The following is a 22,413-nucleotide window of genomic DNA, read 5'->3' as shown; positions in this document are numbered from 1 at the left end:
GGGACGGCGTGGTCAAAAGCGGCCGGGCCAACTCCCGATCACTGGCTGCCAAGTTCCTCGACTGGGTCGTGGGCCCCGACAGTCGCGCCGACGTGTGCGACGACCGCGTCGGGGTCGCCCACGCTCCATGCGCCGTCTACGAGCGCCGCGACGACGCCGTCGTCGTGGTCTGCCGGCAGGCGACCGAACGGCACCTCGTACGTCGCGTCGACGTACACGTACTCCCGACCGCCGACCGCGACGGTGGGGAACCCGCTCCCGTCGAGTGCGTCCGGGTCGATGCCGACCCCCGCGTGACCCGGCAACACGAGTAGGTCCGGGTCGTAGCCGAACGGCGGCGCGGCGAGGACGCCCGCTACCAGCGCGGCGTAGTCCTCGCAGTCGCCCTCGTGGTCGACGACGGTCTCGACGACGTAGCGGGGGTAGCCAGCCTCGCCGGTACTGTCTGCGTCGGTGACGTACGGCATTGCCCGGACGAACTCGACGGCGACTCGGAACCGGGCGAGGGGGTCGGTTACCCCTGCCCCATCCATCGCGGTCGCGAGCGACTCGGCGAGGGCGCCCGCGGTGTCGTCGTCGAGGGCGGCCTCGAACGTCCCCGCGAGGCTTCGCTCGTCTGCACGCGCCGCGCGGTATCTGTCGGTCGGCACGTCGACACGCATCGTCTGCCACTCGCCCCCGATGGACCGGCGGAACGTCAACCGATAGGCGTCCTCCTCGTCGACGCGGCTAAACTGCGTCCTGTGAACGGTTCCCGGAAGCCGGTTCGACTCACGCTGCGACCGCTCGTCGCGGCCGTCGCCCCCGAGACAGCCTCCGACGCTGGCGGTCAGGGCGCCCCCGACGCCGGCGAGGACGCGGCGACGCGACGCTGTCCGTTCGCTCGGTCGGTCTTCGGCCGGTCGATCGTCAGTCGGTCTGTCCGTCTCCGCCGGTCGCTCGTGGGTTGGTGGCGTCGTCACGCGCTCTCGTCGTGGTTCGGCGTGGCCCCTCCGCCGGTCGGTCGCTCCGGCGGTACGATACTCCCCTGGTCGTCCGTACAGCGTGGTCCCGTGCGACCGGAAAATCGCTTGCTAAGAGGGGTCTACACGGCTACAGTGAGAACTAGTGTCGAGGAGACCGTCACGCGGCCGCGTCGCTCCTGTGCGGTCGAAGCGACCGCACTGGTATCACGTTCCGTCGTCGTCAGCGCGTGATACCGAGTTGCTCCTGCAGGCCGCGGCCGTCGCCGTACACCCACATCTCGGCCATCTTGTCGCCCTCCATCCGCATCATCGTCATACTGGTCGTCTCGATGGTCTTCCCGGTTCCGGGGACGCCCATCAGTTCGTTCTCGTGTGTGCCGCCCCACGTGTAGTGCCCCGCGCTCATATTGCCCTCGACGATCATCTCCTCGAGTTCCATATGGAAGTCGGGAATCGCCGCTCGGAGTTCCGTGATCCGAGGCTTGTAGCCGTCGGCACCGTGGAGGTCCTGCCCCGCCGCGAGGTGGTGGCAGACGAAGTCGTCTGTGACGACGTCGTCGATGAGGCCCGTCGCGCCGGTGTTGTACGCGTCGACGAACGCGCCGTTGATGCGCTCTGCTGTCTCTCGATTTTGGTCTTGTTGGGTAGACATCTGCGAATATATATTGGCACACCAACAGGAAGTCGGTTGTTTCCAGAAGCGGCCGCATCGCGTGTGTTGCGACCATCATACATCATACGCATAGCTGTGTGGTGCGTCGTCTGGACGGCTGATCCGCGTACTCGTCGCCGTGGACTCCACAGATGCGTCACGAGAACTGGGCCCTGAGGGATTTGAACCCTCGACCGCCCGGTGGCCCATCCGGCGGCGAAGAACCGACCGGAGTATGAGCCGGGTGCTATACCAGACTAAGCTAAGGGCCCTCTGTCTCGTGGTTGCTCATCGGTCGGGAAGAAGGTTCCCTTCCGATTCGGCGTCAGTCGACGCCGTGTCGAGGGTGTGTACCGAACGCGACACCAGCCCTCACAGTAGTTGGGTTGGAACGTGAAGAAGCGCCGAAGCCAGGACTCGAACCTGGGACCACCTCGTTAACAGCGAGGCGCTCTACCAGCTGAGCTACTTCGGCTCGCATCCGTATGTACCGGGGTGAATTTGAAAGTGCTTTCGTTTCGCCCCGACGCAAGCGGGTGATTCACACACTGCAGGCCGGGGACCGACACGCTCGTTACCCGCCCGCGGGAACGCCCGTGTATGACCGATCCGGAGGCGGGCGACGCCGGTGACTCTTCCGGCGACCTCGAAGCCGTGGTCGCCGCGGTTCGCCGGCGGGTGACGCCCGACGAGGCGGAACGCGAGCGGCTGGACGCCGCCGCTGCGGACTTGCGCGAGCGAACCGCCGCTGCCGTCGCGGACCTGCCCGCGCCCGCCGACGAGGCAGACGTGTTCACCGTCGGGTCGACCGCGCGAGGGACGTGGCTCGCGGGCGACCGCGACATCGACCTGTTCGTGCGCTTCCCGACCGACGTCTCACGAGAGGACTTGGAGCGATACGGCCTTCGCGTCGGCCACGCCGTCCTCCCCGACGGCGAGGAGGAGTACGCCGAGCACCCGTACGTCGTCGGCAGCGTCGACGGCTTCGACGTGGACTTGGTCCCGTGTTACGCCGTCGAATCCGCGACCGAGATACGGTCGGCCGTCGACCGAACCCCGTTCCACAACGAGTACCTCTCGGCACGCCTCGACGGCGACCTCGCGGGAGACGTTCGCGTCCTGAAGGCGTTCCTGAAGGGCATCGGCGTCTACGGCAGTAACCTCCGCACCCGTGGTTTCTCCGGCTACCTCACGGAACTGCTCGTCCTCGAACACGGCGGCGTCCGCGAGACGCTCGAAGCTGTTGCCGACTGGCACCCGCCGGTCCGATTCGACCCTGAGGAACACGGCACAGCGGAGTTCGACGACCCACTCGTGGTCATCGACCCGACCGACCCCGAACGCAACGTCGCGGCGGTGCTGTCGGGCGACAACCTCGCGCGCTTGCAACACCACGCCCGTGACCTCCTCTCGAACCCTCGAACGGAGCCGTTCTTCCCGGCCGAGTCGGCTCCCATCGACGCCGCGTCCGTCCGCGACCACGTCGCCCGTCGCGGGACCGATCCGGTCGCGGTCGTCTTCGATGCGCCTGATCTCGTCGACGACCAACTGTACCCGCAACTGCGACGCTCGCTCGCTGGCATCGAACGCGAACTTTCCGGGCGCGGGTTCGACGTGCTTCGCGCAGCGACGTTCGCGGCCGAACGCCCGAACGACGGCGGCGACTCAGCGGACGCTCGCCGCGCGGTCCTACTCGTCGAACTCGCCACTCGAACCTTACCCGCGGTCGAACGCCACGATGGCCCGCCCGTCCACGTCCGCGACCACGCCGCCGGCTTCTACGACAAGTACGCCGACGACCCCGACGCCTACGGCCCGTTCGTCGACGACGGCCGCTACGTCGTCGAACGCCAGCGACCACAAGCGGAACGTGACGCGGTCGCCGTGCTGTCGTCGGACCGCCTGTTCGACGCGGCGCTCGGTGCACGCGTGGAATCGGCACTAGAGCGGGGATACGACGTGCTCGCGGGCGAAGATATCGCGTCACTCGTCGACGGCACCCACGGGTCGTTCGGTGTGGATCTACGTGGATACTTCGAGCCGTCGGTCTGAGTCACGGGCGCGGTCGATCGAGTCGGCGATCTGGCTGCTCGGTGATTCGGCGTTCGGTCTTACTCCAACTCGAACTGTTCGCGCAGGTCCGTGAGCAACGGTTCCGTGCGGTCTTCGGGATCTTTGTCGGGTTCGATGGGCGGGCGACCGTCGAACGTCTCGTGGACCATCGCGACACCCTCCGAGAGCGTGTCCAGTCCGTAGCCGCCCTCCAGTACGAAGCCGAGACCCGTGTCGGTCATCTCAGCGAGCGTCCGCATCCGCTGGGTCATCAGCGCATACCCCTCGGTGGAGACGCGCATCCGCGAGATTGGGTCGTGGCGGTGGGCGTCGAAGCCCGCGGAGATGAGCAAGAGGTCCGCGTCGAAGCGGTCGACGACGGGCGATATCACGTCGTCGATGGCCGCGAGGAAGTCGGCGTCGCCCGCGCCCGCGGGCAGGGGAACGTTCAGCGTCGCCCCCTCACCGTCGCCTTCTCCTGTCTCGTCGACCGCGCCCGTGCCCGGGTAGAGGCCGTCTTCGTGGATGGAACTGTAGAGGACGTCGCCGCGGTCGTAGAAGATGTCCTGCGTGCCGTTGCCGTGGTGGACGTCCCAGTCGAAGATGGCGACGCGGTCGGCGAGGCCGTCGTCGATGACCGACTGGGCCGCGACGGCGACGTTGTTGACGAAACAGAAGCCCATCGCGTCCGCCTCGACGGCGTGGTGGCCCGGGGGGCGTCCGAGTGCGAACGGCGTCCGCCGGCCGGGGTCGTTAGCTAACCCCTCCTTGGCAGCCCACTGCGCCTGCCCGGCCGCGGCGCGGGCGGCGGCCCACGTCCCACCGGAGGCGACCGTGTCCGGGTCCCAGTTGCCGCCGCCCGACTCGCAGAACTCGACCACCTCGTCGACGTAGTCGGTGTCGTGGACCGCGTCGATGGCGTCGCGGCCGGCGGGGTCGGCCTCGACGTACTCGACGCCGTGCTTCCGTTTCAGCCCCTCGCGGATCGCACGCAGGCGGTCGGGGTTCTCGGGATGTCGCTCGCCGGTGTCGTGGTCGAGACACAGTTCGCTGTAGCCGAACCGCATCGTTAGCCCTCGAACAGCGCGAAGTACGTCTCGATGTCGTCGGCTTGGACGGTTCGTCGGTCGGCGTGGCGTGCCAACACCGCCGCCGCGCGGGCGACGTTGTCGGCGTAGTCTTCGAGGATGTCCGCGAGGGCGACGCGGGCGTCCATCGAGACGCGGTAGGAGTCGTCGATGTCGAGTCGCGCGATGCGGTCGACGGGCGCGATAGGGAGCGTCAACTCCGAGCGGTCGATTACCTGTTCGACCCCGAAGTCGGACGGCATCAGCGTCTTGCGTCCGTCGGCCGCCGCCCGTTCGGCCGCGTCGACGGCCAGCGTCGCGCCGTGTCGCTGGACGCGACCGGCCAACTCTTCGGCCGCGCCGGCGCTCACCCGGAGGTCACCCGCGTTGCGACGGATGACGTCGTCGACGGGCGCGAACGGCAACTCGACAGTCATACACATACGCCGGACTGTGGCGAGTATAACGGTTTCCCCTTGTCGATACGCTCGGGCGGACAGCAACCGACCGAACGCCTGCCGATCGAACTCTGCAAGCGAGAGCGGTCAGAACACGTCGTCGGCGTCGATAGTCCCGTCTTCTTCGACGCCGCGTACGGTGACCTCCTCGCCGAGTCGGAGGTTCGCGCTGGTCTTCACCGACCGCGTCTGCGTGCCGTCGTCAAGGACGACCGGGTCGCCCGCCTGCACGACCGTCCCGGTGAACTCGACGACGCCGCCCGTATCGTCGGTCGCCTCCTCGCTCGCCGTCTCGGCGGTGGCCGCCGCCGCTCCGCCGCCGCCCGACGGGGATTCGGTGTCGCTTCCGCCCGAATCGAACGAATCGAGACCACCCTGCCCCGCGTCGCGGTCGGCAGAGCCACCGCCAGCGCCCGCACTGCTCCCGTCGGCGTCCTCCAACACCGTGACCGAGGAGCGCCACCCGGCGGAGGCTTCGAGGTCGTCCTGCCAGCCGTCCTGGATCTCGACGTCGGTGAACACCACCTTGTCGGCGAGGTCGATGTCGCGGTCGGCCTTGTCGCCCCACAGCGCCACCCGTATCTCGCCGGTGTCGTCTTTGATGCGGACGTTGCGTACCTGGCCCTGTGAGCCGTCGTCGCGGTCGAACGTGCGCTTCTCGCTCGTCTCGATGACGCCGCCGGCGACGTCGACCACGTCCTCCAGTTCCAGATTCGCGATGTCGGTCGTCTCGGGGACGTACTCTACGTCGGCGTCGACTTCCTCGACCGCGCCACGCGATCCGACGTGGAGTTCGAGGTCGCCGTCGCGTTCGCGGACGTAGCCGTCGACCACCTCGACGGTCTGTCCGGCCGTCAGTTCCTCGACGCGGTCGGCCATCTCGTCCCACATCGTGACGCGGACGCGGCCCGTCTCGTCGCCGAGAGTGAGGTTCGACACCTTCCCCTCGGAGCCGTCGTCGCGGTCGAACGTGCGGACGGTGTCGGTGTCGAGGACGACGCCAAGCAGGTCGACGTCCGACGCACCCATCGTCAGATCCTCGACGCGGTACTGCTCGATGGCCTCCACGTCGACTTCGGCGTCCTCGTCGGGTTCGACCTTGTCGACGGCGACTTCGAGGCCGCTGAACCCTTCTTTGGGTCGGCCCATAATCCGAAGCACGTCGCCCGTCTGGAGGTTCTCCTTCGCGTCGACGGCGACCTGATCCCACAGCGAGATGGTGACGCGCCCGGACTCGTCGGCCACCTCGACGTTGAGGACGTGGCCGTCGTCGTCCTCGCCGTCGCGTTCGAAGGTTCGCACTTCGCCGACCTTCATCACCTTCGCGAGGAACTTCACGTCGTCCATCCCCGGTTCGATGTCGGCGACGCTGTTGACCTCCTCGTCGCGGAGTTCGTGCGCGATGAGCATCGCCGCCGTCTCCTCGTCGGCGAGTCCGCCCATATCGTCGACTTTCTGCTCGACGGCAGCCTCGAACTCCTCGAAGGGGACGTCGGCGTCCAACTCCTCGTAGACGTCCTCGATAGCGCCCATAATCGTATCCTGTCCCAAGTCAGTCTCGCGCATAAGGGTTCCCGTTCGTCCGGATTCGCCACGCGGTCGCTCGGTTTCTTCGGCCGAGTCAACTCCCGCAGCGGGCCCGCGTTCGGTCATACGCCGCCTGTGTCGGGATGGTATTTGAGGGTTCGCCGCCGGTCACGCGAGGGCGACGACCCCAACACCGTCGCTCGTGTGGGCGTTCCTACCGCGTCGTCTCGGTGACCGTTCGCGTCTCGCCCATCGAAGCGTGTTCGACGACGACGCGGTTCGGGAGTCCGCCGTCGAAGTCGACGACGGCCTCGTACCCGCGGTAGACGAGCTGTTGCGTGCACACGTCGCCGCCCTCCTTCGTCGTCGTCACGCGGACGCGGAGCGTTCCGGCCTCGTAGGTAGCCGACTCCAGTGACGCCTCCATACAGCCGTTCTTCCCGCGGATGACGCCCGTACAGGTGACACGATCCTCGCCGAACGCGACGCTCGCGGACTCTGCTTGTTCGCTCGCGTCGCCGGTACGCTCGAACGAGCGGTTGCTGATGGACGGGTCGCCCGTAGCGGTCTCGGTTGCGGGCGCGTCCGTAGTCGCCGTCGGCGTGTCTTCCGCTCCGTCCTCATCGTCTCCGTCCCCACCACCGCCACCTGCCGACCCCCCAGTACACCCCGCTAGCGCGGTCGATGCGGCGGTCGCCGCCGCGACGACGAACGTCCGTCTGTCCATATGTCGGCTGTCTCGGCCCGGCGGCAAAAGGTCGCGGGAGAGACAAACTCGTGTTTGTGTCACGGTGGCCGGGCACACGGGTCAATCGAATCGGAACCCCTTTACGTAGCGCTGGCGTCGGTTGAGATGAGTCCGGGTAGGGTAGTGGACTATCCTCTTGGCTTGCGGAGCCAGGGACCGGAGTTCAAATCTCCGTCCGGACGTTCCTTCACTCACTTCGTTCGTTCAGCCACGTCTGTCCGTGTTCACACTCGCTACGCTCGCGTGAACTCCGTCCGGACGTTCTTCCGCGCCGCCACACTTCGAGCGACTTCTGTCGCTCACACGACGCGGCGCGGCTGTCGTTCTATTCACGGAGATTTGAGCAGCGAACGAGCGAGCGGTAGCGAGTCGTCTGCGCCTTTCGAACGCCGAGACCGACACGACAAGTACGCGCGCCGCGAACGCCGACCCGTGATCGACAGCGTCCCGAGCGAGTCGACTCGCCGTGCCGCACTCCGCGCGGGCATCGCGCTCTACACCGCGGGGGAGTTCCACGCCGCCCACGACCCCTGGGAGGACGTGTGGCTGGACATTAGGGCCGCCAGCGACGACGACGCAAGCAACGCAGACGACACGCTCGCTCGTGACGACCGACTGTTCCACGGCCTGATCCAGTTCACTGCCGCACAGTACCACGCTCGCGACCGCAACTGGTCCGGTGCGGTCGGCCTCGCAGAGAGCGCACGCGAGTACCTCGCCGACCACCCCGCCGACTACCGCGGCGTCGACGTGGTCGCGGTCCGTGCCGCCCTCGCTCGGATCGAGTCGGACCCCGAACGCGTCGAACGCGGTCCGGCACCACCGCTACTCCACGGTGGGAGTCGCGTCACGCCGGAGTCGCTCACCCTCGGGGCAGCGTCGCTTGCAGCCGAAGCACTCGCCGCAGAGTACGGCCTCGACGTCGACACCGTCGCCGACGCCGCACGATTCGCGCGCGAAGAGGAGCGTGTTGGGCGCTCTCGGTTCGCGGCGCTGCTGTTCGATCTCGTGCGCGTGGACACACCGCAGGAGCGGAGGCTGGTGTACGACCGACTCTCGGGGATGGTCGACAAAGAGCGGCGGAAAGAAGAGGACGTGGACGGACTGTTCTGAGCGTTACGGCGAGTCGGGTTCGGCTTCTTCCTTCGGTTCGCCGCCGAAGGTGTAGTGGGCAGAGTTGTCCTGCGGGTCGTAGCCGAGAACCTCCTGCGCCCGCTTGATCGAGTAGTACTTGCGATCGTTGTCAGAGATGCCGTAGACGATTTCGTAGTCGTACTCGGCTTGGAGACAGCGGTCGAACAGATGTGCGCAGTCGCGGTGCGACAGCCACATCGCCTGCCCGCGTTCGTACTCCTTGGGCGGGTGTCCCTTCGTGAGGTTGCCGATGCGGACACACGCGACGGACAGGTCCTCGGTGTCGTGGTAGTAGCGCCCGAGCGTCTCGCCGGTTGCCTTCGAGACGCCGTAGAGGTTCGACGGGCGGGGGAGTTCCGTCCCGTCGAGGCGATACTCGTCGTCCGTGCGGTATATCTCGGGGGTGCGCTCGTCGGTTTCGTACGCACCGACCGCGTGGTTCGAGGAGGCGAAGACGAAGCGGTCGACGCCGGTGTCGGCGGCGGCCTGCAGTATCGTCTGTGTCCCGTCGATGTTGTTCGTGAGCACGGAGTCCCACGGCGCGTTGGGCCGGGGGTCGCCCGCGAGGTGGATGACCGCGCCGACGCCGTCGACGGCATCACGAACGGCGGTCTCGTCGGTCACGTCCGCGACGACGACCTCGTCGGCGGAGACGCCCGACGGGAGCGACGCGGCCGAGAGCGGTTCGCGGTCGAGCAACCGCCAGTCGTACGCCTCGCCGATTCCGGCGAGGATCGCACGCCCGACGCGGCCGCCCGCCCCGGTGAGCAAGACCGGTTCGTCCATTCGGTCGAGTATCCGACGACCGCGGGTAAGTAAGGTGCGGTTCGGCGAACGAGCGCATCCGCGTTGACAGGTCTCCTCGCGGGCCGCTGAGACAGTCACTCCTCGGTACGCCTTTGGGGGACGCCCCCCTCCGTCGACTGTGACCACCGACGCACAGCAGGCGTGTTTCGAGGCCGGGATCAAGTTCGGATCGCTGTACCACCAGTTCGCGGGGACGCCCGTCTCGCCGCGGAGCACGCGGTCGCTGGAGACGGCTATCGCCGAGTCCATCGAGAACCAACCGTACTGCGCGGCCGTCGCCGTCGACATCGACGACGACGCCGTGGCCGCAGACATCGACCACGAGAACGGCTACACCGAGTTGTCGGGCCACCTGATGGAGGTAGAGATGCGCATCGAGTACGAGGACGTGACCGTGCGCACGCGGATGGAGATGGAAGACGGCTACCCCCTGATGAAACTCGTCGAGGTCGTCGACGACTGAGGCGGAGTGAGATCGCAGCGACACCGACGAGCGAACGCCGAATCCGGGCGAGACGACGACCGTGGGGCACGATTTCACTTTCACTTTCGGGCGACCGCTTAAGAAGGGTCGCCGCGAACCCGATGGTATGGCGCAGTCTACCTTCGACGACGACGACCTGTTCGGAGAAGCGGCCGACGAGATGCGTGCGGACGTGCGCGAGCACCTGACGAGCGCGAAGTCGAAACTCCCGACCGCGGACGCCGTCTGGGAGACGGACGCCGAGAACATCCTCGGAGCGCTCAACGGCCTCCGCTCGGCGCTCGATACGGGTGACGCCGTCGACGAACTCAGGCAGGCGAAAAAGCAGTACGTGATGGGCGAACGCGCCGGCGCGTTCGAGGACGACGAGGCCTTGGCCGACGAAATCGAGTCGCTGCAGGAACTCGTCGAGACGCTCGAAGAGGCCCACGACCAGGTGGGCGAACTCACGAGCGTGGTCCCGCAATTGAAAAGTGACCTCGAAGACGCCCACGCCGAGGGCGTCGACACGGACGCGGAAGCCGACGACGCCGAGAGCGAAGAAGCCGAGGCGTAACTCAGCGGCCGCGGTCGACGACCGCTCCCGCCACGTCGACCAGCGCGTCGCTCGCGCGGTCGAGCAACTCCGCCCCCAACTCCGCGTCCCCCGCGCTGGGGTCGCCGACGGTGCCGTTCTCGCTGAACTCGTCGCTGTCGTGCGCGAGGTTCACCCCGCGAACCCACTCTCCCCAGCGGTCGCTCCCGCCCGCCCGCGCCTCCTCGATCCGGTCTTCTCGAACCAACTCGGGCGCGAGGTGTCGAAGCATCGCCGTCTCCAGCGGCCCCGCGTGGCCCATCCGACTGGTGTGTTCGCCGACCGCCTCGAACCACGTGAACGAGACGGCGTAGGCGTCGGTGTCGGCGTCGCGGGAGACGCGCCGGGCGACTTCTGCCAGCGCCTCGACGTTGCCGCCGTGGCCGTTGGCGAGGACGACGCGGTCGATACCGTGGTGCGCGAGGCTCTCGACGGTCTCGCGGACGTACGCACGGAAGGTGTCCGGCGACACCCACAGCGTCCCGTCGAACGCCCGGTGTTCCTCGGCGACGCCGACGTGAACTGGCGGTGCCACGAGCAGGGTGCCCTCGCGGCTCCAGCGGTCGCTCGCGGCCGCGGCGACCGTCTCCGCAGTCAGTGCGTCGGTTCCCAGCGGAGCGTGCGGGCCGTGCTGTTCCGTGCTGCCGATCGGCACCAGTGCGGCGTCGATGTCGGCGTCGCGGACGTCGGTCCACGTCGCCTCCGAGAGGTGCATACGACCACCTGCGGACGCCCCGAACTTGTAGCCGCCTGTGATGCGCTCGCGGTTCCGGGCGACCATCGCTGCCGGTTACAGTTCCGTGGGGGTTATGACCGATCCGACCCAAGGTGTAGCCAATGGGAATCCTCGAGGACAAGGACAACGCGCGGCTGTTTTATCGGTACTTCTCGCGCGTCTACGACACGATCAATCCGTACATCTGGGACGACCGGATGCGCAACCAGGCGCTGGAGTGGTTCGACGCTGACCCCGACGACCGCGTCCTCGACGTGGGTGCGGGCACCGGGTTCGCCACCGAGGGTCTCCTCAACCACGTCGACGAAGTGTACGCGCTGGACCAGTCGCGCGGGCAGTTCGAGCAGGCGTTCAAAAAGTTCGGCAAACACGGGAAGGTCCACTTCCACATGGGCGACGCCGAGCGCCTGCCGTTCAAAGACGACTCCTTCGACAAACTGTGGTCGTCTGGCTCCATCGAGTACTGGCCCGACCCGATCGCCGCACTCCGGGAGTTCCGTCGCGTCACCAAGCCCGGTGGCACCGTCCTCGTCGTCGGCCCAGACTACCCGAAGCTCTCGGTGTTCCAGAAGCTCGCGGACGCCATTATGCTGTTCTACGACGCCGAGGAGGCCGAGGCGATGTTCCGCGAGGCCGGCTTCGAGGAGATGCGCCACTTCATCCAGCAGCGCCACCGCGGCACGCCCCGCGCCATCACCACCGTCGCGACCGTTCCCAAGACCGACGACGCGGACGAACGTGCCGACGCGGCCGAAGCCGCGGACGAACCGACGCCGACCGACGACTGAGCAGGTCACGCGGGAGCCTCCACCTGCGGTCCGCGCCACTTCACCCACCGTCCTCGCGGCAACGGGTACTCATCTCACAACCGCTCGAACGACGACGAGTCTGAACTCTCCTTCGTACAGCGTCACGCGCACGACGCTCCCCACGCGGAGGCGTGGACGATTCGTCCCGGCGACCGACAGCGACGCCGTTTCGCCGGCGCTCCAGGTGGGATCGCTCGCGCTGTTGAACGGCCCGGTCGGTCCACCGTGAAAGCCGCGGGCCGCGAAGAACGGAACCGGCGGCTGATAGCGGAGACGGTCGCCGTCGACGCGGACCACGATTCGAAGGTCGCGCACGTCCAGCGGCGACCCGGCCCGATGGGTCAGCGTGAGCGTCGTCTCACGCACGCTGAGGTCGACGACGGCGGTCGGCGGCGGCGACGCCGGTGTGCCCGTCGCCAACGCGGCCGCACCGACGGTCGCCGCGAGCGCAATCGTGACCGCGACTAGGAGGACGACGCCGACGGTCGGCGTCACCGCACGGTCGCGGCCGTCGGCGCGAGGACTGGTGTCGGAGGCTCGGCTGTCGGGCGAGTCCTCGTCGGATCGATGCTCGTCCACGGATGGGTCGACGTGGTTCCGTCATCGCTGATAAACGCTCACCGTCGAACCGGCGACGCGGCAGTGGATGACGAGTCGCGTCAGGTCGGGGGGTCGACCCGAGCGGACCCGTTCGACGCGAGTGCGTCCGCGACCGTCTGCGGTTCGGTCGGGGTCACTCTGATCGTCGAGATGTCCGTGGACCCGACCTCGATGACCGTGACGACGAACTCCCCGCGTGGGGAGACGGTCCAGAGGACGCCGTCGTCGCCGGTCGTCCCGATCTCGGGGCTCTCCGAGCCCTCACGACCGACCTTCACGACGGCGTTGACGGGGTCGTCGGAGTTCGGTTCCGTCACGTTGATCCGGAGTGGGCCGCCGGGGAACGTCCGGTTGACGTGAACCGTCAAGTCGAGCGTCCGGGTCGCCGCCGCGCCGGTCTCGACGCCGTCGAGGTCCATCCGGTGGTGTTCGAGGAACACCTGTTCGCTGCCACCACCAACGAACGCGGTCAGCGTCCCGTTCGGGTATCGGAGGTCGAACTGGAACGTCCCGCCGGAGCCTTGTCCGGAGATGGATCCCCCGGTCGCGGCCCATATCTCTGGGTAACTCTGGGCGGTCACGTTCTGTGCGACCTCCTCGTTGATACCGCTGCCGTCGCGTTCGCGAAGGTCGCCGCGGAACGCCTCACGCACGTACTGCCCATCGTCGATCGTCGACAGAGTGACGCTCTCGGCCGTCGCGGCGACGTACACTCGCGTCGACGCTCTCTCTTCGCCGTTGAGTGCCGCGACCGTCCGCGACCGGACCGGCCCGTCGAACGTCCGCAGGTCGTACAGTAGCGGGAAGACGCGGTTGTCGTCGAGTGTGAACTCGTCGGTGTCGGCGGCGAGTTGGCCCATCAGTTCCACGCGGTCGGTCAGCACAGACGCGGTGGCTCTGATCCGTCCGAGTTCGACCAACAACTCCTTGGCGGTCAGATCGCCGCTGGCGTACGCGGCTAACGCTTCGCGCTGTCTCGTGTGGAGCGTGATGAGGTCTTTCTCGACTTCGTTGAGACCGTCGAGGATCCGCTTTTGCCGTTCGTCGCTGGTGTTCGCGTCGGTGATCCGTTCACGGAGGGCGATGGTCCGAATCCGCGCGGCGGAGGCGTTCGCCCCGAACGACGTCGCGGTTCCCGCATCGATCGACACCACGTCGATGCCGGCGGCGACGCTTCCGTTCGCACCCAACGAGAGGATCCGAATCGTTCCAGTCTCGTTGAGGGAACTCGTCGCGTTCGCCGTCGCGGTCGTGGCTGCGGGGGTCGCGGTGGCGGCGGCGTCGAGCGAGGACGCCCCGCGGTCGGCAGCGGGGAGTGCGCTCGCGCCGACGGCGGCGCACACGAGGAGGGCCGCGAGGAGGACGGGGGTAGCTCGCATGGGTGAGAGGTACTGCTCGGGGTATTAAAAAACCGGCTCACCGCGTTCGGCGGCGGCCGGGCGCTTCCGCCGTGGCGACCGCTCGGTCGACTGATCGTCACCGGAAACCGCCGGATGTGGCCCGTGTTCGGATCCCGATGGAAAGGGTTTTCCCAAAACGCCAAGAGTCGAACGTATAGTATGCGGCACGTCGCCCTCCTCGCCGCGCTCGTCGTACTCGGCTCCGTCGTCTTCGGTGCGACCGGCGTGATGGCCGGCCAGCCGACGGATCTCGCCGCGAGCGACGCCACTGGCGTCGCGTCGACCGTCGGCACGGGCGACGGACCCACTGCCGAGGCGAGCGTCGCGTACCTCGTCGGGACGCCACGCACGAACTTCACCATCGCCCTGCGTGAGAGCGGAGACGCGAGGTGGACGGTCGAGACTCGGATTCCGTTGGACGGTGAAGCAGACCAAGACGCGTTCCGCGAGTACGCACAGGCGTACGAGACCGGCGACTCGGATGCCGGTCCCTCGGCGGAGACGTTCCGAAATGCGGCCGCGTCCGCCTCGGACGCCACCGGTCGGCAGATGGGTATCGAGCGAGTGAACTACACGGCGTCGCTGGAGAACGGCACGGGCGTCCTCCGACTCCAGTTCACCTGGACGGGCTTCCTCCGGCAGACGGACGGCGGCGCACTCGTCCTCGGTGACGCCTTCAAGACGCCGAACAACGGCACGTGGTTCGGGTCGCTGTCGGCTTCCCAACGACTCGTCATCGAACCGCCCGCCAACTACGAGGTGAGCGACGTCTCACAGGGGTTCAGTTACTCGATCAGCAACCGCCGGATCGTCGCGAACGGACCGCAACAGTTCGACCCCGACGACATCGCCGTCCGGTACGAACCCGGCGGGTCGGGCCCGGTGAACGGCCCGCAACTCTCGACGGAACTGCTCGTAGGCGGTGCGCTGTTGCTGTTCGTCGTCCTGGGTGTGTTGGCGATGCGTCGCACCGGCATCGGATCCAGCGCACCGGTGACGATTCCGGGAGCCGACGACGACTCCGCCGGTAACACGGCGTCGCCAGCGAATACCTCGATAGACGAACGGACATCGAGTGAGCCAACGGGAACGGACACGACAGCAGCATCGGTGGAGCGCACGGAGGCAGCAGATTCCGACCCACAAGACGAACCAGCGACGGGAGCGGCGGCAGCAAACGAGGACGAGGAAGACGTCACCGAGGAGGACTTGGAACTGCTCTCGGACGAGGAGCGTGTCGAACGCCTCCTCGAACGCAACGGCGGGCGGATGCGGCAGGCGAACATCGTCAGCGGCACCGGGTGGTCGGACGCCAAGGTGTCGCAACTGCTGTCGGCGATGGCCGACGAGGGGCGCATCGAGAAACTCCGCCTGGGTCGCGAGAACCTCATCTCGCTGGCCGACGACGCGGACGACGAGGATGACGAGACCGGCGACGGCGACGACGCCGCGAGTGGCCGCTGACCGCGGAGCGAGCGAACGTTCGTCCGGTGGTCTCGTGACTCGCTGTGCATCGTGGGAACGTGTGACTCGTTCCCGTTGGTTTCGAAACTGTTTACCCCCGACCGCGGCAAGGTTTGCGCGATGAAGATCCTCGTCACGGTCAAGGAGGTCGCGGAAGCGGCCGACGACTTCGAGATCGAGGGGACAGCCATCGGGGAGCAGTACCTCGAGTACGACCTCAACGAGTGGGACAACTACGCCGTCGAGGCCGCGGTCCAACTCTCCGAGGAGTACGACGACGTCGAGACCGTCTCCGTCACCATCGGTCCCGAGCGCTCCGAAGAGACGATCCGGATGGCGCTGGCGAAGGGCGTGGACCGCGCGGTCCGCGTGTGGGACGACGACATCGCGGGCGCCGACCTCGACGTGGCGGCGAAGACGCGCCTCCTCTCGGCGGTCGTCGAGGAGGAAGACCCCGACCTCGTCTTGACGGGCGTGCAGGCGGCCGACGACGGCTTCGGCGCGACCGGCGTGTCGCTGGCCGACGACATCGGCTTTAACTGGGCGGCGGTCGTCAACCACCTCGAGACGGAGGACGACCGTTCTGCGGCACACGTCCACCGCGAACTGGAGGGCGGCGTCGAGGAACTCACCGACGTCGACTTCCCCGCGGTGCTCACGATCCAGACCGGCCTGAACGAACCGCGCTACGCCAGCCTGCGCGGCATCCGTTCGGCACAGAGCAAGGAGATTACCGAGTACGGACTGGGCGAGTTGGGCCTCGACGCCGACGCGGTCGCCTCGCCACTCACCCGGACCGCGATGTACGAACCCGAGACGGAGTCGGACGCGACGTACTTCGATGGCGACGCCGACGAACAGGCGAGCCAACTGGCTGAAGTGCTCCGGAACAAGGGGGTGGTGTCGGAATGAGCGACGTCCTCGCCGTCACCGACCACCGCCGCGGCGCACTGCGCGACGTGAGTTTCGAGATCGTTCGCGCCGGACGCGACCTCGCGGACGACCTGGGTGGTGACCTCCACCTCGTGGTTATCGGCGGCGACACCGCGACGTTCGCGGACCAGTTGTCGCTCGAGGGAGTCGACGCCGTCCACACCGTCGCAGACGGTGCGGAGTTCAACCACGACCTGTACGCGGGTGCGATCACCGCGCTGTACGACGAGATCGCGCCGACCGCACTGTTGATGCCCAACTCGGTCAACGGCCTCGATTACGCGCCCGCGGTCGCGAACCGCCTCGACGTACCGCTGGTCACGGACGCCGTCGATCTGGTGTACAACGGGGGATTGGAGGCGACTCGCGAGATGTACGGCTCGAAGGTCGAGACGACCGTCGAGGTGAGCGAGGAACCGTTCGCCGTCACCGTCCGCGGCGGCGAGTGGGCCGCCGTCGAAGACGCCGCCGACGTGGCCGTCGAGGCGTTCGACTACGACTTCGACGAGGCCGACTCCGGCGCTCGCGTGCAGGGCTTCGAAGAGGTCGGCGCTGGCGACGTGGACATCGCAGACGCGGAGTTCCTCGTCTCGGTCGGGCGTGGCATCGAAGAGGAGGAGAACCTCGAACTCATCGAGGAACTCGTCGAGGCGACGGGCGCGACGCTGTCGTCCTCGCGGCCCATCGTCGACAGCGGCTGGCTTCCGAAGAACCGGCAGGTCGGGCAGTCGGGCAAGCAGGTGACGCCCGACGTCTACCTCGCCATCGGTATCTCTGGCGCGGTGCAACACGTCGCCGGGATGAAGGGTGCAGAGACGATCATCGCCATCAACACCGACCCGAACGCGCCCATCTTCGACATCGCCGACTACGGCATCGTGGGTGACTTGTTCGACGTGGTGCCGGCGCTGACCGCGCAGTTCGAGTAGGCGCGACCGGCGTTTCGTTCCCGGTCCCGTCTCCCGCATCCGGTACGCTCTTTTTCGCTCGGCCCTGTTACACGATAGATGGAGTATCTGGAGCGTCGGGTCGCGATGGCGAACGACCGCCTCGCCGAGGTGACGGGGGCGGTAGAGCCGTCGGAACTGGCCGACGAGATAGAACACGTGGCGCTGGCGGGCGGCAAGCGCGTCCGCCCGACGGTGACGCTCCTCGCCTGTGAGGCCGCCGGCGGCGACCCCGAGGACGCGGTCGACTTCGCGGTCGGCGTCGAACTCGTCCACAACGCCTCGCTCGTCATCGACGACATCATCGACCGCTCGGACGTACGCCGCGGGACGCCAAGCGCGTGGGCCGAGTACGGCTACGGCCCCGCAATCATCGCCTCCGATGGGATGCTCGGTGAGGCGTTCGCGCTATTCTCGGCGGACGAGCATGCGATGCAGGTCGTCGCAGAGGCGATGGTCGAACTCGGTGAGGGCGAGGCGACCGAACTCGTCGCCAAGCCGTCGAACGAGGAGGAGTACATGACGCTCGCCCGGCGCAAGACGGGGGCGTTGTTCCGGGCGGCCGCCGAACTCGGCGCGGTCGCGGCGGGTGCGGACGCGTTCACCATCGAGGCGTTCGGCGAGTACGCCGAACGGGTGGGAGTCGCCTTCCAGATTCGCGACGACGTCCTCGACGCGACCGCCGACGCCGACGAACTCGGGAAGCCCACGGGCGTCGACGAGGCGGTCGACCGTCCCTCGCTGTTGCAGGTGACGGACCTCACCCCCGAGGAAGCCGACCAGCGCGCCCGCGACCAAGCCGACGCGGCGTTGGAGGCGCTTGAGGCCGCGGGAATCGGGGAGTCCGATGCCCGTGGGTACCTGCGGGACTTGGCGGAGTTCGTCGTCGTTCGAGAGCGGTAGTCCCGGCCCCGACTATTACGTCGGCCCGGAGTTCACTGACTTGTATGGGACCGTCGGCACCGAGTCCGAGACTGAACTCCGGGTTCGTCTCCGTAATCTGCTGGGTCCGTGGCCACGACTGGCCGGACGACGGCGACGGTGACGGGTCCGCTTCCCCCGCCCGCTGTCGCCTGTGCAACAGGGTCCGCGAGTGACGCCGCCGATGGAACCGCCCGGCAGTGTCTGGAGTGTGAGGCTGGTGTCCGGGCGGCACGCTCGGGGGTCGGTTCGTCTGGCGCACGTGGTACTTGCGGGCTGGCGGAGTTCGTCGTCGTTTGCGAGCGGTAACACGGCGACTGTCGCGCACATCGCCGACTTCTGCAGCGGCGTCGGGGAGTGGACCCGAAATCGGCTGCCACTCCCGCCGACGTTGCGATGGCGGACGACTGATCGACGACCGTTCGCTGTGGGTTTCCACAGCGAACGACGCGAGCAGCGGACGCCGACCAGACGCGGTTTATACGCGTGACACGTCAATCCGAGATATGAACCGGTGGATACGGGTGGCCGCCGTCGTCTGTATCCTGTTGCTCGTCGTCGGTGCCGGCGGCGCGTTCTACTTTGCGACGCCGTACCACGGGTCGGCGGCGTCGGTCCAACAGGTCACAGACGACCCCCGAGTCACTGTGACGGTCGAAGATGGCGTGCACGTCCTCTCCCCGAGGAACGCCGACTCGACGGTCGGCGTGGTGTTCTATCCGGGGGCGCGCGTCGCTCCGGACGCCTACTACGCCACGTTCGCACCGATAGTGGCACGGACGAACGTGACCGTGTTCGTGCCATCGATGCCGCTCAACCTCGCACTCGCCGACGTCGACGCGGCGGACCGGGTTCGGACTCGACATCCCGGGATTCAGACGTGGGTTGTCGGCGGCCATTCGCTCGGTGGCGTCGCGGCCTGCCAGTACGCCGGATCACACGACGTTCGGGGTCTCGTCCTGTTCGCGTCGTACTGCAACGAAGACGTCCGTGAGGAGTCGTTCGCCGTCCTCAGCGTCACCGGGAGTGCGGACACGGTGTTGAACCGCGAGAACTACCGGAACGCGAGGACGCGACTCCCGGCCAAGACGACGTTCCACGAAATCGAGGGGATGAACCACACGCAGTTCGGTTCCTACAGCGGACAACGCGGCGACTCGCCCGCGCCGCTCTCGTACGACGAGGCCCACCACCGACTCGCCGACGTACTCGTCCCGTGGCTGACGAACCACTCGACAGTCGTCGCTGTGTCGGGGAGTAGTGGATGACGCTCACGCGGCGACGAGCGTCTCCGAGTAGTTGCCGCAGTCGTCGGTGAAGCCGTCGGAAAAATTCGAGAGCGAAGCGACCGTTAGTAGAACTCGCGAACCAGGTCCATCGCGCCCTCGGGCGCGCCGTCGTGGTCGATCTCGCTCATGTTCGAGTCGAGGCCGTGCGTCTGCTCGTACGGCACCGAGTTCTCCTCCTGGTAGAGGACGCCCATGTACTCCTTGTCGGCGTCGAGGACCTTCTCCTTGGCCGCTTCGCGGTCGGTCGGGTCGTAGTCCTCCTCTTTGAGGTCGACCAGCGAGTCGCGGAAGTAGCCGTACGTGTCCACGTCGTTGAAGGTGACACACGGCGAGAACACGTTGACGAAGCCGAATCCGTCGTGTTCGATGGCCTTCTGGACGATCTCTTGGTGACGCAGGGCGTCGCTGGAGAACGACTGCGCGATGAACGTCGCGCCCGACGCCAGCGCCAGCGCCAGCGGATTGACTGGTGGCTGCTGCGGCCCGTCGGGGGTCGTCGAGGTCTCGAAGTCCTCACGCGAGGTGGGCGAGGCCTGCCCCTTCGTCAGTCCGTAGATGCGGTTGTCCATCACGACGTACGTCATATCGACGTTGCGCCGGACGGCGTGGACGAAGTGGCCCGCGCCGATGGAGTAGCCGTCGCCGTCGCCGCCCGCGACCATCACTTCCAGGTCGGGGTTGGCCATCTTCACGCCCGCACCGACCGGGAGCGCGCGGCCGTGGACGCCGTGGATGGCGTAGCTGTGCATGTACGTGCCGATCTTGCCCGAACAGCCGATGCCGGCGACCACGAAGGTGTTGTCGGGGTCGTTGCCCGTCTCCGCGAGCGCCTTCATCATACCGTTCATCGTCCCGAAGTCGCCGCATCCGGGACACCACGTGGGCTGTTTGTCCGATTTGAAGTCGGTGAATCTGACCTGGGAACTCATGCTTGCACCTCCTGGCTCTCCGCCAGGGTCTCCTTGATGTCTTGGGCGAGTTCGTCCGCCTTGAACTGCACGCCGTCGTACTTGTTGATGCGCTTGACACGCTGGAGCGTGTCGTGTTCGAGGACGTCCGCGAACTGACCCGTCGCGTTACACTCGACGACGACCACTTGGTCGGCCGCCTCGAACTCCTCGGTGAGGTCGGGGCGCGGGAAGATGTACGGACACGAGAGGATCCGCACGTCGACGTCGTCGTCGTCGAGGTACTCCAGCGCCTCCACGAGGGTTCCCTCGTTGGAGCCCCACGTCACGATCAGGTTGTCAGCCTCGGCGTCGCCGAACTCACGCGGCGAGAAGTCCTCACGCTCTTTCGCGGTCTCGACCTTGCGGGTGCGCTTGTCGACCTGCTTGACGCGCATCTCGGTGTCTTCGGTCCGACGGCCCTGTTCGTCGTGTTCGAGGCCGGTGGACATGTGTGCGCCGCCTTCGGTGCCGGGGAACGCACGCGGACTGATTCCGTCGTCCGTGATCTCGTGGGGCTTGAAGCCGCCCGACTCGGTCTGGTGGTCCTCGATGGTCTCCTCGTCGACGACCTTGCCGCGGTCGATCTCGACGGCGTCCATGTCGAACGCCTCGGGTTCGAACGTCTGCTCGGTGACCGCCATCGCGAGGTCGGCCGCGAGGTAGACGGGCGTCTGGTACTTCTCGGCGAGGTTGAACGCCTCGACGGTCTTCCAGAAGCACTCGTTGACGGTGGTCGGCGCGAGAACGAACCGCGGAATCTCGCCGTGCCCGCCGTACAACATCATGTTGAGGTCGCCCTGCTCCTGCTTGGTCGGCATCCCCGTCGAGGGACCCGAGCGCATCACGTCGCAGATGACCAGCGGCGTCTCCGAGGTGGCGACGAGGCCGAACGTCTCGGCCATCAGGTCGATACCCGGGCCGGAGGTCGCAGTCATCGACCGCGCGCCTGCGCGGGCGGCACCGAGCGCGAGGTTGATCGCGGCGAGTTCGTCTTCCGCCTGCACGACGTGACCGCCGAAGTTCTCGATACGACCCGTCAGGTACGTCATCACGTCCGTCGCGGGCGTAATCGGGTAGCCGGCGTAGAACTTACAGCCAGCGGCGATAGCACCCATCCCGATGGCCTCGTCGCCGTTGAGGAGGACGTAGTCGTTGTCCGTCGTCTCCAGATCGTAGTCGAGGTCGGCGTCCGGGTAGTTGTCCTGGACGTAGTCCTGTCCGAGACGAGCGGCCTGCTTGTTGTTCTCGACGATGGACTGGCCCTTGTCGCCGAAGCGCTTCTTCAGCGAGGAGTCGAGGTGTTCGATGTCGAAACTGGTGGCCTCGCAGGCGGCACCGAGTGCGACGACGTTCGCCATAATGGCACCGCCCGCGTCCTCCGCGAGGCTCTTGAGCGGCACGTCGAGTCCGATCATCTCGTCGGGAATCTCGACGTCGGCCATCGTGGTCCGGTCGCCGTCGTAGATGATGACCGACCCCTCGTGGAGTTCGTCGAGGTTCTCCTCGATAGTTCGTGGTGTGAGCGCGACGAGGACGTCCAGTCGGTCGACGACCGACCGCACCTTCTCCGTGGACGTGCGCACCTTGTACGCGGTGTACCCGCCACGGATCCGGGAGGCGAAGTCCTTCGACGTGAAGACGTGTCGACCCGCCCGGGAGAGTGCCTGCGCAAAGATCTTCCCGGTGGAGTCGATGCCATCGCCGGCCTCCCCGCCGATGGCCCAGTTGAAGTCCGCTGGCATACTGGTCAATCCTTCCCACGGTCGGTGGAAAAGCCTTCTGAAAGGGGGAAGCGCGGCGTTTCGTCGGTTTGTCTGACGAACAACCACTATCGCTCACGACTGTTCAACCACGCGCCGAAATATTTGCCAACTCAATACGAATGATCGCTTTTCA

At 67.1% G+C, this 22,413-nt stretch carries 22 protein-coding genes and 3 tRNA genes; 11 read left to right on the top strand and 14 right to left on the bottom strand.

Annotated features, from left to right (window positions below; translation table 11 throughout):
* Positions 1 to 38: 38 nt before the first annotated feature.
* The 4 genes from P0D77_RS14045 to P0D77_RS14030 form a co-directional block, all read right to left on the bottom strand.
* Positions 39 to 962: a hypothetical protein gene (locus P0D77_RS14045; protein WP_277553725.1), complete on the bottom strand. Its 924-nt coding sequence runs from the start codon at positions 960 to 962 to the stop codon at positions 39 to 41.
* A 223-nt stretch (positions 963 to 1,185) separates the two neighbouring features.
* Positions 1,186 to 1,617 carry an ester cyclase gene (locus P0D77_RS14040; RefSeq protein WP_277553724.1) on the bottom strand — a complete coding sequence of 144 codons (432 nt, stop codon included), beginning with the start codon at positions 1,615 to 1,617 and terminating at the stop codon, positions 1,186 to 1,188.
* A 167-nt stretch (positions 1,618 to 1,784) separates the two neighbouring features.
* Positions 1,785 to 1,889, bottom strand: a tRNA-Ile gene (locus P0D77_RS14035).
* Between the two features lie 130 nt (positions 1,890 to 2,019).
* Positions 2,020 to 2,092 (bottom strand) — tRNA-Asn (locus P0D77_RS14030).
* A gap of 125 nt (positions 2,093 to 2,217) precedes the next feature.
* Here P0D77_RS14030 and cca point away from each other — a divergent pair.
* Positions 2,218 to 3,669, top strand: a complete 1,452-nt coding sequence (gene cca, locus P0D77_RS14025; protein ID WP_277553723.1) for a CCA tRNA nucleotidyltransferase — start codon at positions 2,218 to 2,220, stop codon at positions 3,667 to 3,669.
* A gap of 59 nt (positions 3,670 to 3,728) precedes the next feature.
* Here the strand turns inward: cca and P0D77_RS14020 are convergent, their stop codons facing one another.
* From P0D77_RS14020 to P0D77_RS14005, 4 genes are all read right to left on the bottom strand, one after another.
* The gene (locus tag P0D77_RS14020) at positions 3,729 to 4,736 is read right to left on the bottom strand and encodes a histone deacetylase family protein (protein ID WP_277553722.1); all 1,008 of its coding nucleotides are present in this window, start codon (positions 4,734 to 4,736) and stop codon (positions 3,729 to 3,731) included.
* Between the two features lie 2 nt (positions 4,737 to 4,738).
* Positions 4,739 to 5,173, bottom strand: a complete 435-nt coding sequence (locus P0D77_RS14015; protein WP_277553721.1) for a histone — start codon at positions 5,171 to 5,173, stop codon at positions 4,739 to 4,741.
* A gap of 108 nt (positions 5,174 to 5,281) precedes the next feature.
* Positions 5,282 to 6,727, bottom strand: a complete 1,446-nt coding sequence (locus P0D77_RS14010; protein ID WP_277555812.1) for a single-stranded DNA binding protein — start codon at positions 6,725 to 6,727, stop codon at positions 5,282 to 5,284.
* A gap of 208 nt (positions 6,728 to 6,935) precedes the next feature.
* Positions 6,936 to 7,448 carry a hypothetical protein gene (locus P0D77_RS14005; protein WP_277553720.1) on the bottom strand — a complete coding sequence of 171 codons (513 nt, stop codon included), beginning with the start codon at positions 7,446 to 7,448 and terminating at the stop codon, positions 6,936 to 6,938.
* 130 nt (positions 7,449 to 7,578) lie between these two features.
* On the opposite strand from P0D77_RS14005, the gene P0D77_RS14000 reads away from it, so the two are divergent.
* Both P0D77_RS14000 and P0D77_RS13995 read left to right on the top strand, forming a co-directional pair.
* Positions 7,579 to 7,651: transfer RNA gene (locus P0D77_RS14000), tRNA-Arg, on the top strand.
* Positions 7,652 to 7,901: 250 nt separating this feature from the next.
* Positions 7,902 to 8,582, top strand: coding sequence for a DUF309 domain-containing protein (locus tag P0D77_RS13995; RefSeq protein ID WP_277553719.1), 681 nt, complete (start codon positions 7,902 to 7,904; stop codon positions 8,580 to 8,582).
* Positions 8,583 to 8,585: 3 nt separating this feature from the next.
* On the opposite strand, the gene azf is transcribed toward P0D77_RS13995, so the two are convergent.
* Positions 8,586 to 9,389 (bottom strand): NAD-dependent glucose-6-phosphate dehydrogenase Azf, encoded by an 804-nt coding sequence (gene azf / locus P0D77_RS13990; RefSeq protein WP_277553718.1) that lies wholly within the window; start codon positions 9,387 to 9,389, stop codon positions 8,586 to 8,588.
* A gap of 139 nt (positions 9,390 to 9,528) precedes the next feature.
* On the opposite strand from azf, the gene P0D77_RS13985 reads away from it, so the two are divergent.
* Together P0D77_RS13985 and P0D77_RS13980 are read left to right on the top strand one after the other, a co-directional pair.
* Positions 9,529 to 9,873 (top strand): dihydroneopterin aldolase family protein, encoded by a 345-nt coding sequence (locus P0D77_RS13985; RefSeq protein ID WP_277553717.1) that lies wholly within the window; start codon positions 9,529 to 9,531, stop codon positions 9,871 to 9,873.
* A gap of 127 nt (positions 9,874 to 10,000) precedes the next feature.
* Positions 10,001 to 10,450, top strand: coding sequence for a DUF5790 family protein (locus P0D77_RS13980; RefSeq protein ID WP_277553716.1), 450 nt, complete (start codon positions 10,001 to 10,003; stop codon positions 10,448 to 10,450).
* 1 nt (position 10,451) lies between these two features.
* Here the strand turns inward: P0D77_RS13980 and P0D77_RS13975 are convergent, their stop codons facing one another.
* Positions 10,452 to 11,183, bottom strand: coding sequence for a creatininase family protein (locus tag P0D77_RS13975; protein WP_277555811.1), 732 nt, complete (start codon positions 11,181 to 11,183; stop codon positions 10,452 to 10,454).
* 122 nt (positions 11,184 to 11,305) lie between these two features.
* Between P0D77_RS13975 and P0D77_RS13970 the strand changes: the two genes are divergently transcribed.
* A complete protein-coding gene (locus P0D77_RS13970) occupies positions 11,306 to 11,992 on the top strand; it encodes a methyltransferase domain-containing protein (protein WP_277553715.1) in 687 nt (228 codons plus the stop codon).
* Between the two features lie 69 nt (positions 11,993 to 12,061).
* Here the strand turns inward: P0D77_RS13970 and P0D77_RS13965 are convergent, their stop codons facing one another.
* Together P0D77_RS13965 and P0D77_RS13960 are read right to left on the bottom strand one after the other, a co-directional pair.
* Positions 12,062 to 12,592, bottom strand: coding sequence for an archaellin/type IV pilin N-terminal domain-containing protein (locus tag P0D77_RS13965; RefSeq protein ID WP_349770065.1), 531 nt, complete (start codon positions 12,590 to 12,592; stop codon positions 12,062 to 12,064).
* Positions 12,593 to 12,672: 80 nt separating this feature from the next.
* Positions 12,673 to 13,992, bottom strand: coding sequence for a DUF7096 domain-containing protein (locus tag P0D77_RS13960; protein WP_277553714.1), 1,320 nt, complete (start codon positions 13,990 to 13,992; stop codon positions 12,673 to 12,675).
* 180 nt (positions 13,993 to 14,172) lie between these two features.
* Here P0D77_RS13960 and P0D77_RS13955 point away from each other — a divergent pair, with 180 nt between their 5' ends.
* The 5 genes from P0D77_RS13955 to P0D77_RS13935 all read left to right on the top strand — a co-directional run bounded on the left by P0D77_RS13955 (position 14,173) and on the right by P0D77_RS13935 (position 19,546).
* Positions 14,173 to 15,477 carry a helix-turn-helix transcriptional regulator gene (locus P0D77_RS13955; protein ID WP_277553713.1) on the top strand — a complete coding sequence of 435 codons (1,305 nt, stop codon included), beginning with the start codon at positions 14,173 to 14,175 and terminating at the stop codon, positions 15,475 to 15,477.
* Positions 15,478 to 15,597: 120 nt separating this feature from the next.
* The gene (locus P0D77_RS13950; protein ID WP_277553712.1) at positions 15,598 to 16,389 is read left to right on the top strand and encodes an electron transfer flavoprotein subunit beta/FixA family protein; all 792 of its coding nucleotides are present in this window, start codon (positions 15,598 to 15,600) and stop codon (positions 16,387 to 16,389) included.
* Positions 16,386 to 17,339 carry an electron transfer flavoprotein subunit alpha/FixB family protein gene (locus P0D77_RS13945; protein ID WP_277553711.1) on the top strand — a complete coding sequence of 318 codons (954 nt, stop codon included), beginning with the start codon at positions 16,386 to 16,388 and terminating at the stop codon, positions 17,337 to 17,339. The genes P0D77_RS13950 and P0D77_RS13945 overlap by 4 nt, the downstream gene beginning before the upstream one ends.
* 78 nt (positions 17,340 to 17,417) lie before the next feature.
* Positions 17,418 to 18,260: a polyprenyl synthetase family protein gene (locus tag P0D77_RS13940; protein WP_277553710.1), complete on the top strand. Its 843-nt coding sequence runs from the start codon at positions 17,418 to 17,420 to the stop codon at positions 18,258 to 18,260.
* Positions 18,261 to 18,784: 524 nt separating this feature from the next.
* The gene (locus P0D77_RS13935) at positions 18,785 to 19,546 is read left to right on the top strand and encodes an alpha/beta hydrolase (protein WP_277553709.1); all 762 of its coding nucleotides are present in this window, start codon (positions 18,785 to 18,787) and stop codon (positions 19,544 to 19,546) included.
* An 83-nt stretch (positions 19,547 to 19,629) separates the two neighbouring features.
* Here the strand turns inward: P0D77_RS13935 and P0D77_RS13930 are convergent, their stop codons facing one another.
* Positions 19,630 to 20,496 carry a 2-oxoacid:ferredoxin oxidoreductase subunit beta gene (locus tag P0D77_RS13930; RefSeq protein WP_277553707.1) on the bottom strand — a complete coding sequence of 289 codons (867 nt, stop codon included), beginning with the start codon at positions 20,494 to 20,496 and terminating at the stop codon, positions 19,630 to 19,632.
* Positions 20,493 to 22,259 (bottom strand): 2-oxoacid:acceptor oxidoreductase subunit alpha, encoded by a 1,767-nt coding sequence (locus P0D77_RS13925; RefSeq protein ID WP_277553705.1) that lies wholly within the window; start codon positions 22,257 to 22,259, stop codon positions 20,493 to 20,495. Before P0D77_RS13925 ends, P0D77_RS13930 begins: the two co-directional genes overlap by 4 nt.
* Between the last annotated feature and the right edge of the window lie 154 nt (positions 22,260 to 22,413).

The organism is Halobaculum limi, assembly GCF_029490015.1.
Classification (GTDB): Archaea; Halobacteriota; Halobacteria; order Halobacteriales; family Haloferacaceae; genus Halobaculum; species Halobaculum limi.
The sequence above is the reverse complement of the archived record's forward strand: the minus strand, read 5'-3'. Positions and strand labels throughout refer to the sequence as shown.